Raw genomic sequence first — 23,612 nt, forward strand, 5'->3', positions numbered from 1 at the left:
TGATTAAAACGCAGGCTGCAAGCCCGCTTTGAGCAACAAAGCCGATATCACCTAAGTCATTGAAATCATTGGGGCGGGCGAAGGGATTCGAACCCTCGACCCCAACCTTGGCAAGATTCGGCTCTATGTAAAAAACGTTATTTTTCAATAGTTTATACGGCGCATTTTAAATCCGAAGATGATCCGAAGATGCTGTAAAACTATAGAATTATTCCGTTTGTTCAATGACATGGGTCGCTAATGCAAACGCCTGTGATTTACAAGGCAAAATGATATCAACATTGCCGAAGTCCTTACCCATGTTCCAACTGCCAAGTGTCGAGTGATACCGGTCAAACTAATAGAGCGATGTTAACGATGGCAAAGCTAGGCTTCAACTGATATGCAAACTGTATCTGGAACCTTGTAAGTATCGAATAAAACCTATGTCGCTTCAACGCCGCCCTCTTTCTGACCAAGATACCCCTTATCAGTCCCTTGGCTGCAGACATTCAAATTCGGACCTCTGCAGAAACAGTAACACACCTGGTAAATGTGCGCTCGTGCGTTCAGACAACATTTGCCTTATGCCTCCTCGAACTTGGCCGAAATTGCTGATAGAGCTGTCATCTGCTTGCAAGTGATTTCGAATTTGATATGCTGTGCAAATCAAAGAGCACTGCACACTAACCAGTCGAGCAAATTTCCATTCAGCAAGCTATAATGTTATCGCTCTGCAGTCGTTTGGTGTGGTCGAAAACGCTTGGTTGAATTTGAGAGGTTTAACTTAGGATGGGCACCAAAGAGCTGCGTACTAGATCTGTTTGGCAGGACTATAGCGGTGTAAATGCAGGAATAGCAGAGAAAAACTTCTTTGAGGTACTTAACACTGAATTCAAGGGATCCGATTTCAAAGTAAGGTCGAAGCCCCAAGAGTTCAAAGATGTATATGTCAAGGTCGATTTGCATCCGGAGGTTCTGGGTGAAATCTACACGCCTGACATTATCATAACAAAACATGGTATTACACCAGACTACGCAATCGATAACATCAGAACCCAAAAAACTTTGTATGTTGAAGTGAAGCGTCAAGACGGATGGGTTGAAGGAAAGCCTCGAAGCGCTGGCAGAGGAAACGCCCACGAACGCTCTTGTAAGTATTTCACTCCCGGTTTGTTGCGTGTTTTGCGTGAGCGGGGTAATTTGGGAGAGAGTGTTTTACCGTTCTGGACGGTATTTCAGGGCGACATTTCTCGGGACCCTTGCAGAGTCCGAGAAATAACGTGCTGGTATGAGGGGCATTCGTCACATTTTTTCATGTGGAGAGATGCATTGAACGCAACTCCTCTTTTAAATCACTTTAACACCCATCTAAGGCCGCTTTTGGAAGACTGACTTAGCCTAGGAGGGATAATTGGTCGCCCTTCGTTAGCGGCTCCGAGTCGTCTAATAGAGGCAATGCATTGTCATAAATAACATCAAGGCCCCATACGGACCATCCAACAGACCTCCGTCGTGCAAAAAGCTCGATTTTTCTCTGTGATGGAAACATCAAATCAATGTTGGTCAGTATTTTGTTTGGTTTTTCGCTATGTTTGGAACGAGGCGCATGGACAAGCTGATGCACATTGCGTGCCCCCCTCGGTCGAGGAATTTTGCCTCGCTTGAAGACTAAACACAGCTCACAATGTGATAGTGTGTACTGGCCCGGATTGTGGACCATTTTATCCCAAACAAAGGCTACCGTTTTATATTCAAAGCCCCACGCTGTTCCCAGTTCGATTGCTTGCTTCAAATGAGGGTTAGTTGCCCACATAAAAAGTAGGCAGTCATCTGCCGCAATGCTTTCAACCGGCAGACGCATAAGCTCTTTAGTTTTTACTGTCGGATATTTGAAATTTGCAGCGCTAATGAAGATTTTTTTCTCAAATCCCTTATTAAAATCTTTTTTGCTCGTCAAATCGAACTGCATCTTTCCGCCGTAATCCCAAGGTGGATCAGCGTATATAATGTCATATTTTTCGTCAGGAAGTGTCGGGTATACTTCTTCTAGAGTGTTGTGCCTGGTTCGAACTTTTGCATCGGGATTGTAAACGGAGTATCCGGATTTATTGACCAATTTATTTACCTCGGGTTATGTACTGGATCGCCTTCGGCGGAAGCAGCGAACGATTTCAAATATCAAATTTGTTATAGAGGCGATTGAGAAAGTTGGCAACAATCCGACAGGCATGAATAGAATGACGGGCTGGCAAGGATTGGTGTCAGTGATGAGGCAATGGCTGCATTTCTAGGGTCTCAGCGTCGGCTGTACCAAATTGATTTGGGGAAAGTGCGATGATGTGCAACGTTGAAGCGACAGGCAACCGCCTTGGTAGGGTTGCGTCACAAAGGGACTTCAATGGCAAAACAACCCTTACCTGACCGTGACCTAAGGTACATCGAAACACTTGACGATCTTGAAGATGCGTGGCGGGTCATGCGAAATGCAAAGATCCACCAACTGAAGCATCCCGAAGGTGATCCACTACACGGGTTTGGTCTCAAGGCGTGGGATTTGGCATTTGCAAAAATGTGCAAATTGACGGCTGACAAATTTGAACCTCGGGACGATGCCGAACGAGATTGCTTGGTAGCTCTTGCAGCTTATGAATGGGTACTCTTCGAAAAAAACGGCAAGAGAACCTATGCGAGGCGCATCAGAAACAGCATCGCCCTAAATGGTATCAAAATTACCATTGCTAAAGCTGTCATGAGGGGGGCAATTTCAAGCGGTTTGAAAACCCTTGTGGAACACGATAAGGTCGGGTTCGCCTTTGAGAATATTGTTTTAAAATATGAAACACAATTTAAAGAAATAGACGAAAGGCTGATCGATAAATCTATTGAGGCTCTGAAAAAAACATTATCAGTAAAGCATCGCTTAGTCGGGCCGGAAATCGTTTTGAGTGAGGTAGGCCATGCCAAACAAAATCCAGTTTAAGTGTTCATGCGTAAGCGCAGCGTCGCATTGGATTGGCATGCCGCCAGAGTCCGCCCACCGGCACAAAGTACAATGCGGAGCGTGTGGTAAATTCATCAAGTGGGGTAAGGATGAAGAGCTTCACGATAGGGTCGCTTCTAGGGATAAGATAACCGTGAGTTCCTACGATCCCGATGAACATCTCCCGAAAATCACCATTGATGATCTACTCGCAGATCAACCATAATGGATCAAGTTAAACGATCCGTATTAACAAGAGGAGAGAATGGTATCCTCAGTAAAAGTTGTATATGGGTGGAGAGTAATAACTTTTACCGAGCAAATAAGAAAGGTAGAAGAAGTAAAAGTGATTCAAATACTAGTAGTCCTTTTCTTATAATTGGATTTGATACCGAGTACAAGACTCCTTCTAACCCCCTTCAAAGATGGGAACTTGAACAAGGGTTTGGTCGCAACAAAATTCTATCGTATCAAGTTTATTGTAAACTTTACGATCCATCCCTTCCCGATCAACCAGAATGGGGTGGGATATGTTTCCCTCAAGATGGTGAGGTTGATAACCGATTATCACTATCAGACATCCTTACTTTCGCAGTTTGGAAAGGGGTTCAATCAGGGGTAATCGAATCCATCCCTAGAATGATCTACCTCGTTGGACACTTCACCCGAGCTGACTTCCCAGCGTTTTCCGACTTCAAAAATTTAACCCAAATGATATCGAGTGTAAGAAACACCTTCCTCTCAATTGATGGTCACATTGAGGTCAAGATACCTTGTGAGGATGGTGATGAGGTACCCGTCAAAGTCCTTGTTAGAGACACCATGTTACTAACTCCAGCCGCATCAAAGGGGTTGAAGGCACTTGGGGAACTTGTGGGACAACCTAAGATCGATCTCGATCCTGACCCTGTCAAAGATCAATTCTACAAAGAGAATATGGACATTCTCCTTGCGGAGAAACCCGATCTTTTTGACCGATACGCACTTAATGATTCCGTTATATGCGTCCGTTACGCTGACCGCTTAATCGAGCAGAGTAGATCCCTTCTTGGTACATCTAAACTTCCCGCAACCCTGACCTCTATCGGCGTTGATCTCCTTTGGAAGTCATGGGCAAAATCAGGAAAATCCCACCCACTTGATGTCTTGGGAAAGGAAGAAGTTTACGAACGTCAGTTCAACAAAAGGTTTGGATATTTTGAGAGCCGCAAACGAGCTGTCGATTTGGAGGAAGTGTCATGGCATCTACACCTGGCCACCGAGTGTTATCACGGTGGTCGCAATGAACAGTTCTGGTTTGGTCCTGCATTCGACGATGATTGGACCGATTATGATTTGTCCAGCGCTTACCCATCGGCAATGGGTCTTATCCGTAAAGCTGATTGGAAACGCATCTTCGTAACCAAGCGTGTTGCAGATTTTAAGGCTGACGTTCTTGGCGTCGCTTGTGTTGAATTTGAATTCCCAAAAAGTGTTCGATTTCCAACAATGCCCGTCCGAACTGACAATGGTCTAATCTTTCCCCGCAAAGGTATCAGCAACTGTTCTTCACCCGAGATTGCGCTGGCTCGCTCGTTGAAAGCCAAACTCAAAATTCGTCATGGTGTTGTTGTTCCATCAGAAACAGATGAAAGGGTGTTTGGTGATTTCATCGCTGACTGCATCGGCAAACGATCCTCATTCCCTAAGGGGTCGCTTGAGAATCTATTTTGGAAGGAGCTAAGTAACGCTTCTTATGGAAAGACCGCTCAAGGATTGATGGAAAAGCGTGTCTTTGACCTGAGAGATAGAAGCACCAAACCTCTTCCTCCAAGCAAAATCACAAACCCCTTCTTCGCTTCATACATTACGTCTTTCGTTCGAGCTGTGCTTGGTGAGATCATCAACGATCTACCCGAACAAGTTTGTGTGTTCAGTTGTACCACCGATGGGTTTTTGACTAACGCAACACAAGCTGAAATCGAAGTTGCCACACAAGGTCCGCTTGTCGATCTATACAGGCAAAGCCGCCAAATGCTGACCGGTGAAGCAAGCGTTCTTGAAATCAAGCATAAGGTCCGCCAGCCGTTGGGATGGCGAACTCGTGGTCAAGCAACTTTGAAACCTGGGATTGATCCTGATGGTGGGAACAGCAACATTGTACTCGCTAAAGGCGGTATCTTTCTTCCCGAAGCTTTAGATAATGTAAGGTTGCAAAACGATTACATCACCGACCTGTTTTTCAATCGCACGCCTGATGATGTGATCCGCATGAAGATCAAAACCGGTGTCAGGGATATGGTCACCTTCGATACCGATCTTGTCGATAAAAGCCTCATTAAGAAGCTCAGCATGGAGTTTGATTGGAAGCGTAAACCCTTTGCAGCGGCACAATCTGCTGAACATGGTCATGTCGCATTTTCGACCCAACCGTGGGACACCGTAGACGAGTTCATCTTGATGCGTGGTTATTGGGAGCAATTTGCAATTCACGCTCCATTCTGCATGAAAAGCCTAAACGATTATCGGCAGTTTGCCACATATGTCATGACGCATTCTTCATTGGGAAGGGCTGACAGTAAGTATCTTCGCCGAGACGGGGGTGATTTGAAACGTCTGCGGCAAGCTTTGGGTTCAGCTTGGCGTCATTCAAAAGCTGGATTAATTTGGCAGCAAGACGGCATCGATAATGGAGATTTCGCCGACATTCTCTTGGACGCTGGTATCCCGTGTAAAAGATCTGATGTTGAGAATGCTTCCCGCAAACCATTCGAGCCTAAGAAATGTCCCCCAACACCGGGTGTATACGCCGCTCTATCAAAGTTATCCGAACGCTTTCCCGACATTGAAGTTGATGCTTTTATCGCCAGCGTCTCGGACGCCATCGATCTTGTTTCCTCAATCGGTAGACCCTGTCCGTTCATATCAAGGCTGTAACGGAGCCCCAAAAATACCGTTTGATAAATAGGGAATAAAGATCCCCAATTTATCCCGAACGGCATTATTTTAATGGGTTACTCGAGAGACTCTGCACTCCAACATTCTTTAAGGCAATGGTTCAAGCTCGCCGATTGGCAGCATCCTTTCGCTGTCACTTTAACCCTGCGTCAGTCTGTTACGGTCAATGATGGGCATCTAGCTGCCCAAGTATGGCTCACTGAAACCCTCGCATCGCAAAACCTACGTCACTTCTTGAATAGATTAAATCGGTCGATCTACGGCAAGGCTTCTGCACGTTTTGGCAAAGGTGTATCTTGTATCCCTGTCCTTGAAGGTGGTGGTTCAAAGCGGCTTCATTATCACGCTGTAATTGATTGCCCTCGCACCGATATCGCTCAAGAATTTCCTGTCCTGATTGCCGAGCATTGGCGATCCACTCAGTGGGGGTATTGGCAAATCGATTGCCAGCCTGATCCTGACCAAAATTGGATTAACTACATCACGAAGTATCGGGACAAGCCCGAATACTCTGATGCCATTGACTGGGTGAACCTTCGCCTTCCGTGATCGCTGGGTACAGACCCCTATCACACATCCGGTCTTCAACCCCTCCGCCCAGGACCTGCACGGCGCAGCGTCTTGATCCTTAAATATACTCTAAAATCCAACAAGTTTGAAAAGGAGTTCATTCCATGAACACGTCGTATCTGACTAACTTTAAAGCCCCTATCGATACAAGAAACCGCTTTGATGCAATCTGTCACGCAAGCGGTAGAACTAGGACATCAGTTCTCGTTGAGCTGATGACCGATTACATCCTCAATCAATCCCAGCAGCTTGTAACCCGAAACCATAGGTTTCAGCTTGTCGATCAAATGCTGGTAGATAATGGGGCATCTAACAACGTTGGATCGTTACCGAGTAGTCCCTCGCCGTTAAGCCGAAGCCGGAATCAGAAGCGTTCAAATCATGATTTTGAGCTATCTGACTTCTTTGTGTCCGATGGTCATGGAGATTGGTGATGTTGTCTAAAATCCAAAAACCGAAATCGAAGCAGGAATTGATCAAAGCGTTGCAATCGGCACCTATCAAAACACTCAACGTCTATGAGGGTTCCGAATTGAGCCAGCTACCCGCAAAGTCCGATCTTATCCGACAAGGCTGCACGGTAATCGTCATTCGATCGTAACCTATCCGTTGCCCAACCTTCGATTTCATCGGAGCCCGTCAAACATAAACGTTGGTATATGTTTGAAGGAAAAGCCGAGATGTCTCGATACGTTGCATATTTTAGGGTCTCTACGGAGAAGCAGGGTAAGTCAGGTCTCGGGCTAGCTGCACAGCATTCGCTCGTCGAACGGTTCTTGTCCGAAGGTGATAAGGTGGTCGCCGAATACGTCGAGGTACAATCCGGCAAGAATGACGAGCGGGTGGAACTTTGGAAGGCTATCAATCATGCAAAGAAGCATGATGCCAAACTGCTGATCGCTAAGCTGGACCGCTTTTCCCGTAAGGTAAGTTTCATTGCATCGATTATGGAGCAGGGCATTGGGTTGGTGGTAGCAGAGATGCCTCACGCCACAGATTTCCAGCTGCACATCTTTGCAGCCCTTGCGCAAGAAGAACGTCGGCTGATTTCCGAACGTACTCGCAGTGCTCTTGCTGAAGCTAAGAAGCGGGGCGTTATGCTCGGCAAGAATGGCAAAGTGCTTGCAGAGCAGAATCGCACAGCAGCGAATGAACGGGCTGAGATATTGCGCCCGATTATTATGCCAATGGTCGAACAGGGGTTGTCGCTGAGTGAGATGGCTCGCCGCCTGAATGATATGGGAATCCTTACAGCCACGGGGAGTCGCTTTTATCCCGAACAAGTCAGACTAATTTGCAATCGGCTTAGCTCCAAATAACGTGTGACAGATTATTTGCTCCAATGGCACCTAACATTGTAGCACTCAGACAAACGTATGCAGTGAGGTGAATCAAAAGTGCCGGAAATCGTTTATCTCCTGACCAACCCAACCATTCCTGACCTTGTAAAAATTGACAGGTCAACTGACCTCGAAACACTCTTATTGAAAGCCAAAACGATATTCGAATGTCCCAGAGCGGCATGATTCCTGAAGAAGCCCACGTGTCGGCGATGTTAGCTGAGGCAAAACATTTGTATGAGACTGCTATAAACGAACTGCATTCGTCAAAAGATGCCCCAGTCCAGAGATTACATAGCGCCCTAAAACTGCTCAACGATGCTGAATTATTAGCTGAAGATTCTCGCTCATACTTCGAGAACGAAACGATGCGGGCTGCAATGAAAAAGCTTCACCAAGAGCAAGGTCAAATACAGGCTATGATTGCCCAGTTAGAGGGAGCGGGCCCAAGATCGTCCTCTCTGCCTTTTTTGCTAATTGGGCTCATATTGATAATCATCATATTTGCAGTTAGCTTTTAAACTTCGCTCGAATGTCAGTCGATGCTTTCGCCAACTGATCGTCGAGATCGCCTTTTAAAACTATAGCCCTGACGGCGCATAGGGCCGCCTCAACATGATCGAGGTCCGCACACTGAATTGAGAACATGCCCTTCTTCAGTTCAAGCGGCTGACGACCGTATTTGATCGGAAGGAAGTATGTGCCAGCTTCATCCATCCACGCCCAAGCCGCCCGAGGCTGTTTGCCATCGATGATCTGACGAACGTAACCTATCTGTTGATCGATTCTACGGACCAGCTTCTGGCGGCGTTGAACATCAGCGGTGGCTTTGTTGGGCCGGGCGATTGCAGCAAATTTGAGTTCCATTGACATATCTCCTTGGTTGATATGTCAGGGATCCCGTCATTCGGATTTAAGGTCCACGGGCTTTATAACTCCAATGTAACATGGAAAATCCATCACACACACAGCCTAGTGAACTGCCAACTGACGGATTGAAAAACAAATGCCTCGAGGTATGATTTGTATCGTCTCGCTGCGAATCGTTAGGGTGCGTATGTTTATAAAAGTTAGCTGGTGGGGCATTGCGCCTATAATCGCCGTTACATTCTCTGCCCCTGCCATTGCAGGAATTGATAGGATAGACTTTAAGTACACCAGCATAGCTCACCTTGGGTTTGGTGGCTCGGTCGTGACAACACCTCAAGATCCGAAACAGACACTTGATCTGGTCGCTAACTTCCTTCGATCGAACGGTGTGACTGTCACTAAAATTGAAGAAGGAAAAACTGGGTTTACACAAACGGAAGGTGATCGATCTTGTGAAGCTTGGGTGCATTCTCTCTACAGAGCTGAATGGTCGGCCTTTTCCCGCAACAAATTTAAAGAATACAAGAAAATTGATCGGTCAGGAATGCCGGCTGGATGCTCTTCCCCAAAAGCGTCTTGGATACAATATGCCTACACCCCTCAGGCCATGGAAACCGGTGTTAGCTACACCATAAACGGTCTAATTGATCGTCCGGTTACGTTTAATGAAAGTGGTATCCGTCCTTCCTTCGGCACCATCTTCAGCGGATATAGCATGGCGAACGTCATCAGTATGGTCCCGACGCAATCGTCTCGCACTTCTAATTTTCAGACATTCTTCTTCATTCATATTTGGAAGGACGCCAACGACGATCGAACGTCGGTTTTCGCCCTGGGAATCCCAAGATCTGATGGTGTGGAAGCTGGACCAAATATATCTATTGGAGCTTTTTACCGCCCATATGCCGATGCTAGGATTGAAAGTGCTGCAGTCGGCAACATCCTGAGTGTCGTTATGCAGAAGGCGATTACTGGAAAATAAAACGCTAAAATCTGCTGTCTTATTCAGACAGTTCGCTAATCTATTTTCATGACTCAGAACCTAGCCAGCTCAGGGACGATGCCGCTCCGGTAGATTCTTTCTTAATTTGCTTCGTCAGCTCTGCAGCCGAAGTGACATTGGTCGTATGTCCGTAGTACTGCTCTATCATAGCAACCGAAGTGCCCATGTTCTTGGCGAGGGAATAAACTTGCACCCCATTTTGGAGGCGGAATGTCGCATAGGTATGACGTAGCGAATAAAGTGACCTCAGATTGCCGTGGCTATCCCGTTCAACACCTGCCTTTTTCATCAAAGCGGCAAATGACTTTTTGAACGTTCCGATCTCTGATCCGTCTTTGTGGCAGAATACCAAACTGTTCGGATCAATCTTGGGCTTGCGCTTGCCCTCCACGGTAAGCTCTTCAACCCTGAGATCATGAATCCGCTTAAAGTATGTTTTGATTTCAGCAGAGCGGGCAACAACCTCCCGCTTGCCAGTCTTACCCGAGACCATAAGAGTGATGTGCTTAGGTCCACTTTTGCCACCACCAATCTCGGTTATATCTCCCCACTTCAATGTCCGGGCTTCACCAACACGTATTCCAGTGTTGCCCAGGATGAGGACATAATCCCTCAGCATCATTCGGTCCCGCTTGATGGCACTATTCTCGACCTTTACGATTTCTTGAAGTTGCCGAGTAAGCTTACCCCAATCCTCAGGGTTAAAGTGTGGACGGCTGGTTGCTACACCGTTGACCTTAGGAAAGTCGGGCAGCTGTTTTATGAATCCCTCCTCTTTGCACCATTGCATGAAGTGCTTGAGGTCCGTGAATATACGTTTGATTGTATTCGGTGATAGCTTGCCCTTCTTTGTCAGGGCAACTTGCTCATCAACTACTTTAGACAACAACGAGGTAGTGAGGTCATCGAAGCTTTTCCGCTCGAGGAAGGGTTTAATCCGCTTCAACAGCAGAATTTTGTAATGGATCGATAGCTTGTGGGGCATCGCCTCCAACCGCTCGATGTACGACTTGATTGCAGGACCCATCTGTTTGGCGGGTGGAGCCTCACCAGTGAGCGATTTAACAAGAAGCTGATTGTAGAGGTCATCAGCGAACTTAAACGCCTGATGCTCGTCCCCAGTTGCGGTGCTGCGGTTTACGTAACCCGGTCCATTAGGGATCTTCACACGGCATAGCCATGTGGGCTTTTTAAAGTCTGCTCGCTGGTAGAGGTATATGAGCCCGTCACGGAACGTCTTGCTATCCGTGACCGCTCCCTTGGAAGCATTTTTGGCTGTTTTTGTCGGTTTAGCTATCGAAGCAGAACCCTTGAGACTCGTTTTTACCAAAATCCGAACATCCCTCTACGAATCCGAACATGATCCGAAGATGGTCTAAAATTGGATTTTGGAAAACGGCTATTTTGTAAGTCGTTGTTTTCACTAAGAAAACTGGAGCGGGCGAAGGGATTCGAACCCTCGACCCCAACCTTGGCAAGGTTGTGCTCTACCCCTGAGCTACGCCCGCTCTGGCGGTCAGGTTCTTTAAATCCTGACGGGTGAGGCGCGCCGTTAGCATGGGGTATATTCCCCCGCAAGCCCCAAATATCGGCTTTTTACGAAAACTGGGGTAATGCCTCTATTGTGAAACCCCCCGCTTTGCCCACATAGGGGCGAAACGAATCCTGTGGAATGGAGAATGCAGTGGCGACGATGGGCCTTACCACCGACGAGCAAAAAGCCGTTGAGCAATTCCGGAACGACGTCGTTACGCCGTCGATGGACAAATTGGTGATCCTGGATTTCTGGGCAGAATGGTGCGGCCCATGCAAGCAGTTGACGCCAATATTGGAAAAGGTTGCCGCAGAATATGCAGATCGCGGCGTCGTTTTGGCCAAGGTCAATGTCGACGAGAATGCGTTCATCGCGTCCCAGTTTCAGGTGCGTTCGATTCCGACCGTCTATGCCATTTTTCAGGGACAGCCCATTGCGGACCTGTCACCAGCACGCACCGAGCCGCAGTTGAAGCAAATGCTGGATCAGCTGCTGGAGAAATTGCCCATATCGGCAGGGCCGGTAGCTGATGACCCCACAGCGGCCCTGTTGCCGCTGATGGAGGCCGCAGAAGATCTTTTGGCGCATAACGGAGCAGAGCAGGCTTATGGCCTGTTTGCGGAGGCGCTGACGATATCGCCGGAGCATCCTGCTGCTTTGTCTGGCCTCATCCGGACTCTGGCCGCTATTGGCCGACTGGAAGAGGCACAGGCGGTTTATGATAGCCTGAGCGAAGAACTGCGCGCCGATCCTGCGCTCGAAAAGGCGGGGTCGATATTGAGCATTGCCGCCGCCGCTGTCCCGCCGGAAGAACTGGCCGGTTTGAAAGCAGCCGTGGATGCAGCGCCCGAAGACCATCAAGCACGGCTTGATCTCGCGAACGCGTTAATGGCCGCCGGTGACCGTGATGGCGCAGCCGAAGCGCTGTTGCATATCATTGCCGCCGACCGCGAATGGAATGAAGACGCGGCAAAGGCCCGGCTTTTGGAAATATTCGCTGTCATTGGTCTTGAGGACCCATGGGTGTCGGCAACACGCCGTAAATTGTCTGCGATCTTGTTCGGATGACCACGCGCCGTATCTCGATTTTCCCACTTACTGGGGCCATTATTTTTCCGGGCATGCAATTGCCCCTGCATATTTTTGAACCACGCTACCGTGACCTTGTCGGCGATTCGTTGGCGCGTGACCGCAAAATCGGCATGATCCAGCCCAAGGGACAAGGCACCAACCCGCCGCTGTTCACCGTCGGCTGCCTTGCACGCATCCACGATGTGGAGGCGCTCGACGATGGCAGGTACAATATCATTCTGGAAGGCGTGCAGCGCTTTTCGATCGTGCAAGAGCTCAATGTCACCACCAGCTTTCGGCAGGTCGAAGCCGAGCTTTGGGAAGAAGACGAAATGGGCGATGCCCTATCGCTGGCGGAACGTGCCTCACTCGAAATCGAATCGCGCCGCTTTGCCGAAGCGCAGGGCTATAGTGTCGATTGGAGCGCGGTGTCGCAGCTGGATGATTATTCTTTGGTCAACGTCATCGCCCAAATCGCGCCCTTCGACTATGCCGCAAAACAGGCATTGTTGGAGGCGCGGGGCTTATCAGACCGCGCAGATACGATCGTTCAACTGATGCAGTTTTTCGGACGCCATGACGGATCGGACGATCGGGTAACGCTGCAATAATCAGCCAGCGAAGCTTGCGCGCAGTCCATCAATAACAAACTGCGCCGCAAGCGCGCCGAGCAGCACGCCGAGAAGCCGTGTGATGACAGCCTCTGCATTTGCGCCCAGCACCCGCATGATCGGGCCAGCGGCCAAAAGCGCGAGCAGGGTGAGCATCAGCACGGCGGCAAGCGCGCCAAGGACCAAGCCTGCGCGATCCATGCCGCTATTTTGCGACATCAACAGCATGACCGATGCGATGGAGCCTGGCCCCGCAATCATCGGCATGGCCATGGGAAAGACCGAAACGTCTTCGATTTCGGGCGTATCGATAATCTTCTGCGCGCGCTCTTCACGGCGTTCGGTGCGCTTTTCAAAAACCATGTCGATGGCGATGAGGAACAGCATGATGCCGCCAGCGATTCGGAAGCTGTTCAGTTCAATGTGCAATGCCGAGAGCAATTGTTCGCCGAACAAAGCAAACACCAACAATATGCCCGACGCGACGATGACCGCGCGAAACGCCATATTGCGGCGCTGTGTGGCATTTGCGCCTTTGGTCAAGCTCGCGTAAATTGGTGCGCATCCCGGAGGATCGATCACGACGAAAAATGTGATGAAGGCCGAGAGGAACAGCTCCATCATAACGCAGCGGCCACCTGATCGGTAATCACGGTTTCCGTCGCTTCACCGTTCCACAATGTGATTTCAATGGTCCGCGCGCCATTTGGGTGCACGATCCAGCGATAGCTTAGCGACTGATCCCGCGCATAACCGATCTTCGTTTTAGTGCCCTCGGGCGGTGCCACCAGCATTGCGGGCGCACGGCCCTTGCAGCTCGCGACCTTGGTCTCAATCATTTCCTTCGGCATGCGCGGCGCGGTGAGGGTATCGCCATGATCCAGTACCCATTTCCATTCGCCATCGCCGCGATTGTTCGTTTCGACAAATTCCCACACAGTGGTGAAATAGCCAACCGAGCCATCGGGCCGCTGCCATGCACCTGTCGTGACGCCGGTTTTGCCGTCGCACGACATAAATGCCTTATGCGGTTGCCGCTTCACCGATGCTGCCGGATCAGCCTTGCCCCTTAGCCATTCGGACGCGGCCACAGGTTGCGGCACAAACAGCACCGCATCCTTTGCAGCCGTTTCGCGAAATGCCGTCCATTGGCCCTTTTGTTGGGCCAGCTGGTTAAAGCCAATTTCCGCCGCGATGATCGCACTTGGATTGGCAATTTTCGGTTGGAACGTGTGAAACTCTGGACTGGGGCCAGAGGCGCAACCCGTCAACGCCGCAACAAATATCAGGGCGAAAACGGGTTTCATGACGTTATATACCTTCCGGCACTATGATCCCCGCACGGCGATGCGCCGCGACCAGAGTGTTGCGCAACAAGCACGCAATAGTCATGGGTCCAACGCCGCCCGGCACGGGGGTGATGGCGCCAGCATGACGGAGGGCATCATCAAAGGCAACGTCGCCGACCAGCCGGCCCTTGCTTTGCCCATCAGCGGGCGCAAGGCGGTTGATGCCGACATCGATGACCACTGCGCCCGGTTTCAACCAGTCGCCGGTCACCATTTCAGCGCGGCCGACGGCTGCGACAACAATATCCGCACGCCGCACCACATCGGGCAAATCCTGCGTGCGGCTATGCGCTATGGTGACGGTGCAATTTTCAGCGAGCAACAATTGCGCCATTGGTTTGCCAACAATGTTGGAGCGTCCGATCACCACGGCATTTTTACCGGACAAATCGCCCATATGGTCTTTTAAGAGCATGAGGCAGCCCAAAGGTGTGCACGGCACAAAAGCATCCTCGCCCACGGCAAGCCGCCCTGCATTGACCACATGGAACCCGTCGACATCCTTGGCGGGATCAATTGCGGCAATGACCGCCTTGTCGTCCATATGCGCGGGCAAAGGCAGCTGAACCAAGATGCCATCAACAGCCGGATCGGCATTGAGTGTTTCCACCAATGCGATCAGTTCATCCTGCGAAACCGAAGCCGACAACTTATGTTCAAAGCTGTTCATGCCCGCTTCGACAGTCGCCTTTTTCTTGGACCCGACATAGACCTGGCTTGCGGGGTCTTCACCCACCAGCACAACCGCCAAACCGGGGCTTCTGCCTGTTTTGGTTACAAAAGCAGGGACTAAAGCTGCGATCCGTTGGCGCAAATCGGCTGCAAAGGCTTTGCCATCAATGATCATGGCCGTGCTCACATGCCCGCCATTGAGATGTCATTGGCAAGGCCCGCCAAAAGCATCTGAAATATGCGCAGCCCGATCAGCAACACCATCGGCGAAAAATCAATCATGCCGGTGTCGGGCAGGATTTTGCGGATGGGCTTTAAAAACGGATCAAGAATGACATTAAGTGCCTGCCAGATTGACGCGACAATATTGTTCGAAAGGCTGACGACGTTAAACGCGATGAGCAGGCTCAAAATAAACTGAACGATGACCACCGTCGAAAGGATCGACATCAGATAGCCAATAATGGAAACGAGCGCGAGAAGCATGATATTCTCCGGATAGGTCTGGCGTTGGCAATTAGCCGAGCCAAGGCGCTGTATCAACACCCTAAAACAGCAATGGCCGATTTCACTTATGGATAAGCGTGCCCGCACCCTTCACGGTGAACATTTCGATCAACATCGCGTGGCTGGTGCGTCCGTCGAGGATGACCGCTGCGTCCACGCCCGATTCCACCGCATCAACGCAGGTCTGGATTTTGGGAATCATGCCGCCGCTAATCGTGCCATCGCTTTGCAGCTTGGCAATCGCTGCAGGATCCAGATCGGTCAGCAGCGCGCCCGATTTGTCGAGCACGCCGGCAACATCGGTCAAAAGGAACAACCGCGATGCGCCAAGCGCACTCGCCACTGCGCCTGCCATCGTGTCGGCGTTGATATTGTACGTATGCCCGTCTGCGCCGACGCCAATGGGTGCAATGACCGGAATCATGCCCGCGGCGCTGATCGTGTCAATGACACTGCGGTCCACCATCGTCGGTTCGCCGACAAAACCCAAATCGATATTGCGTTCGATATGGCTGTCCGGGTCCTTCTGCGTCCGCTGAACCTTCGTTGCGGTTACAAAGCCACCGTCCTTGCCAGATATGCCAAGCGCCTTGCCGCCTGCCGCGTTGATCCAGCCGACCAGTTCCTTATTGATGGCTCCCGAAAGTACCATTTCAGCGATCTTCGCGGTTTCAGCGTCGGTGACACGCAAACCATCGACAAACTGGCTTTCCACACCCAATTTTTTGAGCATATCACCGATTTGCGGCCCGCCGCCATGGACGACGACGGGATTGATGCCGACGGCTTTTAAAAGCACGACATCGTCCGCGAAATCGCGCGCCAGACCGGCATCGCCCATCGCATGGCCGCCATATTTTACGACAAATGTCTTGCCCGCATAACGCTGCAAATAGGGCAGAGCTTCGGTAAGCGTTTCTGCTTTGGCCAGGTTGGCGGGGTTAATCGTCATGCGAACCAACTGCCTTGGGGTCCGTGCCGTCCAGCCTATGGCCGTAGCTGACAAAGAAAGTGATGAGCAATGGCACCATGATCATGCTCAACACGACCTTGGCCAGCATTTGGCCGAGCAGAAGGTCCGTGATCGGAAACACACCATAAAAGGCAATGCTCACAAACAATAAGGTATCAATGATCTGCGATAGCACCGCGGCGATGGCGCCGCGCAATGCGACATATTTACCTACGGTGTTTTTCAAGCGATCGAACAGATAGACGTTGAGCATTTGCGACACGCCATATGCGACGATGCCTGCGACCCAAATACGCGGCGTCTGGCCCATCATGGTGTTGAACGCATCGAGATATTTGCCGTCCATCTTCGGTGACGGGGGCAATGAAAGCACAAGCAATGCGAGCAATATCGACGCGATCAACGGAATGAAGCCATATTTGACCAATCGGTCCGCAATCATCTTGCCGTGCAAGGCCGCCACCGCGCTGGAAAGGATGACCAGCAAAAGAAACGGGAAGATGCCCGCTTCTACCGCCAGCGGCCCTAAAGAAACTTGTTTATTCCCAAGCACGCCAGCAATGCACACCATGCCGCCGTAAATGATTGAGAACATGAAAAGCGATTTCGGGATACCTCCCTCGGTCGCGCGTATTGTGGTCTGTTTAGTCATGTGAAACTGACTAGCGTCTAATTTTATTGGCGCAAGGCCAACGATGGCGCTAGGTATCGCGGCACTACATCAGGGGTGGGGACTTTATGCATATTTTATTGAGCGTTGCAGGGATGGCCCTGATTCTCGCGATCGCCATTTTGCTCTCGTCAAACCGGCGCGCCATCAAGTTCCGCGTGGTTGGCGCAGCCTTTGCCTTGCAAGCCAGCATCGCTGCCCTCGTTCTCTACACCTCATGGGGTAAGGTCGCGCTCAATGCCGCATCTACCGGCGTTTCGAACCTGCTCGGCTATTCGGCGAAGGGCACGCAGTTCATTTTTGGCCCGCTCGCCTCGCCCGAAATCGGCGGCAACAGCTTTGCGATTGCTGCGCTTCCCGTCATCATCTTCTTCGCGTCGCTGATCTCGATCCTCTATTATCTGGGCATCATGCAATATGTCATCCGCTGGATCGGTGGCGGTTTGCAGAAGATTACCGGCATTTCAAAAGTCGAAAGCCTGTGCGCGGCCGCCAATATTTTCGTGGGTCAGTCAGAATCGCCACTGGTCATCCGCCCCTATCTGGCCAATTTGAAACCCGAACAGCTTTTCTGCGTCATGACCGTGGGCATGGCAGGCGTTGCTGGCACCATATTGGCCGCTTATGCGTCCATGGGTATCCGCATTGATTATCTGCTCGCAGCAGCATTCATGTCCGCACCGGGCGGCATTTTGATGGCCAAGCTGATGATGCCCGACGTGCCAGCGGTGGTGCTTGCCGAGGGTGATCCTGCGCTCGCGAACCCGCACCCCGATGATGAACCCGTGATGGTCCATGATGATGGCGAAGAAAAACCTGCCAACATCATCATGGCTGCGGCGCAGGGTGCACAAACCGGCGTTAAGCTGGCGGTAGCGGTCGGCGCGATGGTCCTGGCTTTCGTTGCCTTGGTTGCACTGGCCAACGGCATATTGGGCGGCATCGGCGGCTGGTTTGGCCAGCCTGACCTGAGTTTCCAACAAATTGTCGGCTATGCCTTTGCACCCGTCATGTTCCTTTTGGGCGTGCCATGGCATGAAGCGATTCAGGCCGGCGGCTTGTTCGGCACCAAAATCGTTCTGAACGAATTTGTCGCCTTCATTGATTTGGGCGCCTTGAAAGAATTGTCTGCACCGACCGTCGGTATCGTCACATTCGCCTTGTGCGGATTTGCCAATTTCAGCTCGATTGCCATTCAAATGGCCGTGACGGGAAGCCTTGCGCCAAACCAGCGGCCCATGATTGCCAAGCTGGGCTTGAAAGCACTTGCTGCCGGATCGCTATCGAACCTGATGAGCGCGGCGCTGGCCGGTTTGTTCCTGTCTTTGGGCTAATTAATTTTCGCCAGCCGCCCGCTTTAATTCATAGAGCAGATCAAGCGCGGCGCGCGGGCTAAGCGCGTCGATATCAAGGCCAGTCAGCTTTTCACGCAAGGCATCGACCTTGGCCTCGGCGGCGTCGAGCGCTGCGCTGAACAATGGCAGGTCACCCAGACCCGCGGCCAAGCCACCCGTTTCCGCGCGCCCTTTTTCGAGTTTCTCCAGCACGGTCTTTGCCCGCGACACGACTTGCGGCGGAAGACCGGCAAGCTTTGCCACCGCGAGCCCGTAACTACGGTCGGCGGGGCCATCGCCAAGCTCGTGGAGCAAGACGAGGTCGCCCTTATACTCCTTGGCGCGGACATGGTGCAGCGACAGCGCGTCAAGGCTGTCCGAGAGACGGGTTAGTTCGTGATAGTGCGTGGCAAACAGGCAGCGGCAGCGATTGGTTTCGTGAATGCCCTCGACAACCGCCCATGCAATGGCAAGGCCGTCATAGGTCGATGTGCCGCGCCCAACCTCGTCCAAAATCACAAAGCTGCGTTCGGTTGCCTGTGCAAGAATGGCCGCCGTTTCGACCATTTCGACCATGAAGGTCGATCGCCCGCGCGCAAGATTATCCGATGCGCCAACGCGGCTGAAAAGGCGGTCAACAAGTCCGAGCTTGGCCGATATCGCAGGAACATAGCTGCCCGCCTGTGCCAACAAAACGATCAACGCATTCTGCCGCAGGAAGGTGGATTTACCGCCCATATTAGGGCCGCTGACCAACCACAGCCGCTTATCGGGCGACAGCTTGCAATCATTGGCAATGAACCGGTCACCCGATTTGGCGAGCGCGCTTTCGACCACCGGATGTCGGCCGCCTTCGATTTCAAGGCATGGGTGGCTGACAAAGGAGGGACGGCACCAATTGCCCTCTGCAGCGCGTTCCGCCAGCGCCGCCGATACATCGATCCGCGCCAAGGCGTCGGCGCTGGCGGCGATGGCATCCCGCCGCGTGAGCACAATCGCGGTCAGTTCTTCCAAATGCGCGGCTTCCGCAGCCAAGGCATGTCCGCTGGCCTGTGTAATGCGCATGGCCTCTTCATGAAGCTCAGGCGAATTGAAACGGACCGCGCCGGCCATCGTTTGCCGGTGCGCAAAGCCTGACCCAGCCGCCATAAGTGCATCGCCATGCTTTGCGGGCACTTCGACAAAATATCCCAGAACCGCATTGTGCCGGATCTTCAGCGCAGCCACGCCGGTCGAATCGCGATAGCGCGCCTCCAATTGGGCAATTGCCTGCCGCCCATCACGTCCAGCCGAACGCAGCACATCCAGCGCCGCATCATAGCCTTCGGCGATATAGCCGCCCTGCGCGGTGTCGGTGGGCGGGGAGGTGACAAGCGCACGGCTGAGGATGTCGACCATATGGCCGTGGCCATCCAACATCGGCAACAATTGGTCGAGCAAGACGGGGCGGTCGGCCATGGCGCCCAATCGCTCCCGCAGATGGCGCGCCGCATCCAACCCATCACGAATTTGTCCCAAGTCACGTGGACTGCCGCGTCCGGCAACAACACGGCCCAATGCGCGGGCAATATCCGGCAATTGTCGCAAAGCGGACCGGACGGCATCGCGGGTCAACGGCGCGTCATGGAACCACTGCACCAGCGACAGTCGCGCTTCGATAATATTCTGGTCCATCAGCGGCGCAGACAGGTCGGACGCCAGCTGGCGTGCGCCGGCACCCGTTATCGTGCGGTCAACCTCGGCCAGTAATGATCCAGCGCGTGCGCCTTTATGCGCTGCGCTGATTTCCAGGCTATCACGCGTTGCTTGGTCAATCAGCAAATGGGCATGCACTTCACGCCGGACAGGCAGCTTAAGGAAGGGCATATTGCCGCGCCCGACATGCGCCAGATAGGCGATGAGCCCGCCAGCTGCAGCCTGCTCAGCACGTGTCACCGCACCGATGGCGTCCAAGGTCGAAAGGGCAAAATGCTGTTTCAACACATCGCCGCCCACAATGCTGTCAAAATCAGCGCGCGGACGAATGATTGCGCCCGTAAGTTGTTGCGCCAAACCATCCGGAACGACCAATTCGCTGGCGGAAAGGCGTGCAAGTTCCGCTTCAAGCGCGCTCGCCGCAACGGTGACCAGTTCGAAATAGCCTGTCGAGATATCTGCTGCCGCAAGACCATATTCGTCACCCACCGGCGCGACCGCGACGAGCATGTTCGAAGTCCAGCTGTCCAGCAAGCTGTCCTCGGTCAGCGTCCCTGCCGTCACGAACCGGACGATGTCGCGCGCCACCAATGTCTTCGAACCGCCGCGCGCTTTGGCATCCTCCGGGCTTTCGGTTTGCTCGGCAATCGCGACGCGGTGCCCCGCCTTGATCAACCGCGCCAGATAGCCTTCGGCTGCATGCACCGGCACACCGCACATCGGAATGGGTCTGCCATCATGTTCGCCGCGCGATGTGAGCGCGATATCCAGCGTTGCAGCGGCAGCGCGCGCATCGTCAAAGAATAGCTCAAAAAAGTCGCCCATGCGGTAGAACAACAGGCAATCCTCGGCCTTTGCCTTCAGCCCGAGATACTGCACCATCATTGGTGTCGGTCCCGATGTTGCTTTCATTATCCCCGTCATGGGCAACGCGATAGCGGAGCCGTTCCTTTGGGGCAATGCTTGCCCTAGCGGCACCACCGCGTTAGGGCACTTTGAATCATAATACAGGGTCAGGGCCAAAAATGAACGATAGCGACGTCCAGATTACAGCTCAGGAAGCATTGGATTTCCATTCCCAAGGCCGCCCGGGGAAAATCGAAATCGTGGCGACCAAGCCAATGGCGACACAGCGTGATTTGTCGCTCGCATATTCACCAGGCGTCGCTGTGCCAGTGCAGGCCATTTATGACGACCCGGCAACGGCCTATGATTATACTGCGAAGGGTAATCTCGTCGCAGTTATCTCAAATGGTACAGCGATTCTTGGCATGGGCAATTTGGGTGCATTGGCATCCAAGCCCGTGATGGAAGGCAAGGCTGTTCTGTTCAAACGCTTCGCCGACGTCGATTCGATCGATATCGAGGTGAAGACCGAAGATGCGCAGCGCTTCATTGACGCGGTCGAACTTCTTGAACCAACATTTGGCGGCATCAATCTGGAAGACATAGCCGCGCCCGATTGCTTCATCATCGAACAGACGTTGAAAGAACGGATGAACATCCCCGTCTTTCATGATGACCAGCATGGCACCGCCATCATCGCGGCGGCAGGATTGATCAATGCATGTGAGCTTACAGGCCGTTCGTTGAAAGATATTAAGGTCGTCTGCAATGGCGCAGGCGCAGCGGCGATTGCCTGCACCGAGCTGATCAAGGCCATGGGCGTACCGCACGACAATGTCATTATGTGCGACCGTTCCGGCGTGATTTATCAGGGCCGTACGGAAGGCATGGATCAGTGGAAATCGGCGCATGCGGCAAAAACAACCGCGCGCAATTTGGCAGAGGCCATCGTCGGCGCAGATGTGTTTCTTGGTCTTTCCGCCGCCAATGCGTTGAGCGCCGACATGGTCAAAACGATGGCCCCCGAGCCGATCATCTTCGCCATGGCAAACCCCGATCCCGAAATCTCGCCACCTGTGGCGCGCGCGGCACGGCCCGATGCGATCATTGCGACCGGGCGGTCTGATTTTCCAAATCAGGTCAACAATGTCCTGTGCTTTCCATTCCTGTTCCGCGGGGCGCTCGACGTACGCGCCACAACGATCAACGAACCCATGAAGATTGCGGCATCACATGCATTGGCGCAATTGGCGCGCGAAACCGTGCCCGAAGAAGTGGCCGCTGCTTATGGCGGCATAATGCACAAATTCGGGCGGGATTATATCATCCCGTCGCCATTCGATCCGCGCCTCATGGAGATCGTCGCCTCCGCCGTTGCAAAAGCAGCGATGGATTCGGGCGTCGCGCAAAAGCCGATTGCCGATATGAATGCCTACCGCGCGAGCCTGCGCGCGCGTCAAAACCCGACGACCTCGGTTCTGACCCAAGTGTATGCAGCCGCGAGGGCAAAACCAAAGCGCGTCATTTTTGCAGAAGCTGAAGAAGATGTCGTGTTGCGTGCCGCCGTTCAGTTCAAACAAGATGGCTATGGCGTTCCCGTGCTGGTCGGACGCGATGCGCGCGTTACCGAAAAACTGATCGGGCTCGGCGCCAATCCGGACGAATATGAAATCCATAACAGCGCCCAAAGTCCACTGGTCGAGAAAATGGTCGACCGGTTATATGGCCGCTTGCAGCGTCGCGGCTATCTGCGTCGTGACATTCAACGGATGGTCAACCGCGACCGCAACATCTTTGGCGCACTGCTGCTGCAGATGGATCAAGCAGACGCGATGATCACGGGCGTGACGCGTACCTTTGGACAAACCCTGCGCGAGCTGCGCCGGGTGCTCGATGCCAAGAAGGATGCGACACCGTTCGGCATTCACGTCATGGTCGGTAAAACACATACGGTGTTTATCGCCGACACCACGGTCAACGAACGCCCATCGGCAGAAGAGCTTGCCCATATTGCGGAGAAAACCGCTGGCGTTGCCCGCCGCATGGGCCATGTCCCGCGCGTTGCGTTCCTGTCATTCTCGACCTTTGGCAATCCGGCTGGAAACTGGCTTAATAACATCCGCGATGCCGTTGCCATATTGGATGCCCGCCGCCCTGACTTTGAATATGAAGGCGACATGCCGCCGGATGTTGCGCTCAACCCAGCGTTGATGAAAAACTATCCGTTCTGCCGTTTGTCCGGACCAGCCAACGTGCTGGTCATGCCCGGCCTGCAATCTGCAAACCTGTCGGCAAAGCTATTGCGCGAATTGGGTGGGGACCAAGTCATCGGACCGATGCTGCTGGGTATCGAACGTCAGGTGCAGGTGGCCACCATGGCAACAAGCGCCAGCGATTTGGTGACCTTGGCCGTGCTTGCTGCGGCAGGTGTCACCGAATAAGCGGCAGGAACGCGGGGGCGATGGTCCCCGCCCTTTTCCAATGTCGTGACGTTAAACCGGAATCAGTTCGGGCTGTTCGGCGTCGCGCCTTGGCCACTGCCTGCGCCCACTGCACCGATATTGCCGAAGATTTCTTCAAAGAAGCTCTTGTTGCGGCCAAGCGTTGGCGTTTTATCGCCTTCAGGGCTGATTTTCGAAATAAGTTCTTTGCCCGTTTGCGCAACCGA

22 protein-coding genes, 1 tRNA gene and 1 pseudogene are annotated in these 23,612 nt (G+C 52.4%); 12 read left to right on the forward strand and 12 right to left on the reverse strand.

What is annotated here, in order from left to right; translation table 11 throughout:
- The first annotated feature begins 771 nt into the window (after nt 1–771).
- The gene (locus ACIQZK_RS08580; RefSeq protein WP_397575765.1) at nt 772–1,374 is read left to right on the forward strand and encodes a MunI family type II restriction endonuclease; all 603 of its coding nucleotides are present in this window, start codon (nt 772–774) and stop codon (nt 1,372–1,374) included.
- Nucleotide 1,375: 1 nt separating this feature from the next.
- Here the strand turns inward: ACIQZK_RS08580 and ACIQZK_RS08585 are convergent, their stop codons facing one another.
- Nucleotides 1,376–2,098: an MT-A70 family methyltransferase gene (locus tag ACIQZK_RS08585; protein ID WP_397575766.1), complete on the reverse strand. Its 723-nt coding sequence runs from the start codon at nt 2,096–2,098 to the stop codon at nt 1,376–1,378.
- A gap of 282 nt (nt 2,099–2,380) precedes the next feature.
- Here ACIQZK_RS08585 and ACIQZK_RS08590 point away from each other — a divergent pair, with 282 nt between their 5' ends.
- The 6 genes from ACIQZK_RS08590 (at nt 2,381) to ACIQZK_RS08615 (ending at nt 8,330) form a co-directional block, all read left to right on the forward strand.
- On the forward strand, nt 2,381–2,962 hold the full coding sequence (locus tag ACIQZK_RS08590; protein WP_397575767.1) for a hypothetical protein: 582 nt from the start codon (nt 2,381–2,383) through the stop codon (nt 2,960–2,962).
- A gap of 225 nt (nt 2,963–3,187) precedes the next feature.
- On the forward strand, nt 3,188–5,878 hold the full coding sequence (locus tag ACIQZK_RS08595) for a DNA polymerase (protein WP_397575768.1): 2,691 nt from the start codon (nt 3,188–3,190) through the stop codon (nt 5,876–5,878).
- 72 nt (nt 5,879–5,950) lie between these two features.
- Nucleotides 5,951–6,448 (forward strand): hypothetical protein, encoded by a 498-nt coding sequence (locus tag ACIQZK_RS08600; protein WP_397575769.1) that lies wholly within the window; start codon nt 5,951–5,953, stop codon nt 6,446–6,448.
- A gap of 454 nt (nt 6,449–6,902) precedes the next feature.
- A complete protein-coding gene (locus ACIQZK_RS08605) occupies nt 6,903–7,070 on the forward strand; it encodes a hypothetical protein (RefSeq protein ID WP_397575770.1) in 168 nt (55 codons plus the stop codon).
- A gap of 58 nt (nt 7,071–7,128) precedes the next feature.
- Nucleotides 7,129–7,788: a recombinase family protein gene (locus ACIQZK_RS08610; protein WP_397575771.1), complete on the forward strand. Its 660-nt coding sequence runs from the start codon at nt 7,129–7,131 to the stop codon at nt 7,786–7,788.
- Between the two features lie 203 nt (nt 7,789–7,991).
- Complete coding sequence (locus ACIQZK_RS08615) at nt 7,992–8,330, forward strand: hypothetical protein (RefSeq protein WP_397575772.1); 339 nt, start codon at nt 7,992–7,994, stop codon at nt 8,328–8,330.
- Here ACIQZK_RS08615 and ACIQZK_RS08620 read toward each other — a convergent pair.
- A complete protein-coding gene (locus tag ACIQZK_RS08620) occupies nt 8,320–8,676 on the reverse strand; it encodes a hypothetical protein (RefSeq protein ID WP_397575773.1) in 357 nt (118 codons plus the stop codon). The genes ACIQZK_RS08615 and ACIQZK_RS08620 overlap by 11 nt on opposite strands.
- Nucleotides 8,677–8,866: 190 nt before the next feature.
- Here ACIQZK_RS08620 and ACIQZK_RS08625 point away from each other — a divergent pair, with 190 nt between their 5' ends.
- On the forward strand, nt 8,867–9,661 hold the full coding sequence (locus ACIQZK_RS08625; RefSeq protein ID WP_397575774.1) for a hypothetical protein: 795 nt from the start codon (nt 8,867–8,869) through the stop codon (nt 9,659–9,661).
- Nucleotides 9,662–9,707: 46 nt separating this feature from the next.
- Here ACIQZK_RS08625 and ACIQZK_RS08630 read toward each other — a convergent pair whose 3' ends face one another.
- Both ACIQZK_RS08630 and ACIQZK_RS08635 read right to left on the reverse strand, forming a co-directional pair.
- Nucleotides 9,708–11,012 (reverse strand): tyrosine-type recombinase/integrase, encoded by a 1,305-nt coding sequence (locus ACIQZK_RS08630; RefSeq protein ID WP_397575775.1) that lies wholly within the window; start codon nt 11,010–11,012, stop codon nt 9,708–9,710.
- Between the two features lie 103 nt (nt 11,013–11,115).
- Nucleotides 11,116–11,190 (reverse strand) — tRNA-Gly (locus tag ACIQZK_RS08635).
- Between the two features lie 164 nt (nt 11,191–11,354).
- Here ACIQZK_RS08635 and ACIQZK_RS08640 point away from each other — a divergent pair.
- Both ACIQZK_RS08640 and ACIQZK_RS08645 read left to right on the forward strand, forming a co-directional pair.
- Nucleotides 11,355–12,284 carry a tetratricopeptide repeat protein gene (locus ACIQZK_RS08640; protein WP_397575776.1) on the forward strand — a complete coding sequence of 310 codons (930 nt, stop codon included), beginning with the start codon at nt 11,355–11,357 and terminating at the stop codon, nt 12,282–12,284.
- Complete coding sequence (locus ACIQZK_RS08645) at nt 12,281–12,898, forward strand: LON peptidase substrate-binding domain-containing protein (RefSeq protein ID WP_397575777.1); 618 nt, start codon at nt 12,281–12,283, stop codon at nt 12,896–12,898. The genes ACIQZK_RS08640 and ACIQZK_RS08645 overlap by 4 nt, the downstream gene beginning before the upstream one ends.
- Here the strand turns inward: ACIQZK_RS08645 and ACIQZK_RS08650 are convergent, their stop codons facing one another.
- The 6 genes from ACIQZK_RS08650 to ACIQZK_RS08675 form a co-directional block, all read right to left on the reverse strand.
- Nucleotides 12,899–13,522 (reverse strand): MarC family protein, encoded by a 624-nt coding sequence (locus ACIQZK_RS08650; protein ID WP_397575778.1) that lies wholly within the window; start codon nt 13,520–13,522, stop codon nt 12,899–12,901.
- On the reverse strand, nt 13,519–14,205 hold the full coding sequence (locus ACIQZK_RS08655) for a hypothetical protein (protein WP_397575779.1): 687 nt from the start codon (nt 14,203–14,205) through the stop codon (nt 13,519–13,521). Before ACIQZK_RS08655 ends, ACIQZK_RS08650 begins: the two co-directional genes overlap by 4 nt.
- 4 nt (nt 14,206–14,209) lie before the next feature.
- Entirely contained in the window at nt 14,210–15,094 is an 885-nt protein-coding gene (folD, locus tag ACIQZK_RS08660) for a bifunctional methylenetetrahydrofolate dehydrogenase/methenyltetrahydrofolate cyclohydrolase FolD (RefSeq protein WP_397575784.1), read from the reverse strand.
- 8 nt (nt 15,095–15,102) lie between these two features.
- On the reverse strand, nt 15,103–15,405 hold the full coding sequence (locus ACIQZK_RS08665; protein ID WP_395634505.1) for a YggT family protein: 303 nt from the start codon (nt 15,403–15,405) through the stop codon (nt 15,103–15,105).
- Nucleotides 15,406–15,487: 82 nt separating this feature from the next.
- Entirely contained in the window at nt 15,488–16,378 is an 891-nt protein-coding gene (gene argB, locus ACIQZK_RS08670; RefSeq protein WP_397575780.1) for an acetylglutamate kinase, read from the reverse strand.
- Nucleotides 16,368–17,051, reverse strand: a complete 684-nt coding sequence (locus ACIQZK_RS08675; RefSeq protein ID WP_397575781.1) for a queuosine precursor transporter — start codon at nt 17,049–17,051, stop codon at nt 16,368–16,370. Before ACIQZK_RS08675 ends, argB begins: the two co-directional genes overlap by 11 nt.
- Before the next feature lie 86 nt (nt 17,052–17,137).
- On the opposite strand from ACIQZK_RS08675, the gene ACIQZK_RS08680 reads away from it, so the two are divergent.
- Nucleotides 17,138–18,403 carry a NupC/NupG family nucleoside CNT transporter gene (locus tag ACIQZK_RS08680; RefSeq protein ID WP_395634508.1) on the forward strand — a complete coding sequence of 422 codons (1,266 nt, stop codon included), beginning with the start codon at nt 17,138–17,140 and terminating at the stop codon, nt 18,401–18,403.
- Here the strand turns inward: ACIQZK_RS08680 and mutS are convergent, their stop codons facing one another.
- Nucleotides 18,404–21,022 (reverse strand): DNA mismatch repair protein MutS, encoded by a 2,619-nt coding sequence (gene mutS, locus ACIQZK_RS08685; protein ID WP_397575782.1) that lies wholly within the window; start codon nt 21,020–21,022, stop codon nt 18,404–18,406. It abuts the gene before it with no gap.
- A 101-nt stretch (nt 21,023–21,123) separates the two neighbouring features.
- Here mutS and ACIQZK_RS08690 point away from each other — a divergent pair, with 101 nt between their 5' ends.
- Nucleotides 21,124–23,385: an NADP-dependent malic enzyme gene (locus tag ACIQZK_RS08690; protein ID WP_397575783.1), complete on the forward strand. Its 2,262-nt coding sequence runs from the start codon at nt 21,124–21,126 to the stop codon at nt 23,383–23,385.
- 62 nt (nt 23,386–23,447) lie between these two features.
- On the opposite strand, the pseudogene ACIQZK_RS08695 reads toward ACIQZK_RS08690, so the two are convergent.
- Nucleotides 23,448–23,612 (reverse strand): annotated as a pseudogene (locus ACIQZK_RS08695) (outer membrane protein assembly factor BamE); the annotation flags it as partial.

The sequence above is a fragment of the Sphingorhabdus sp. genome, from assembly GCF_044338195.1.
Classification (GTDB): Bacteria; Pseudomonadota; Alphaproteobacteria; order Sphingomonadales; family Sphingomonadaceae; genus Sphingorhabdus_B.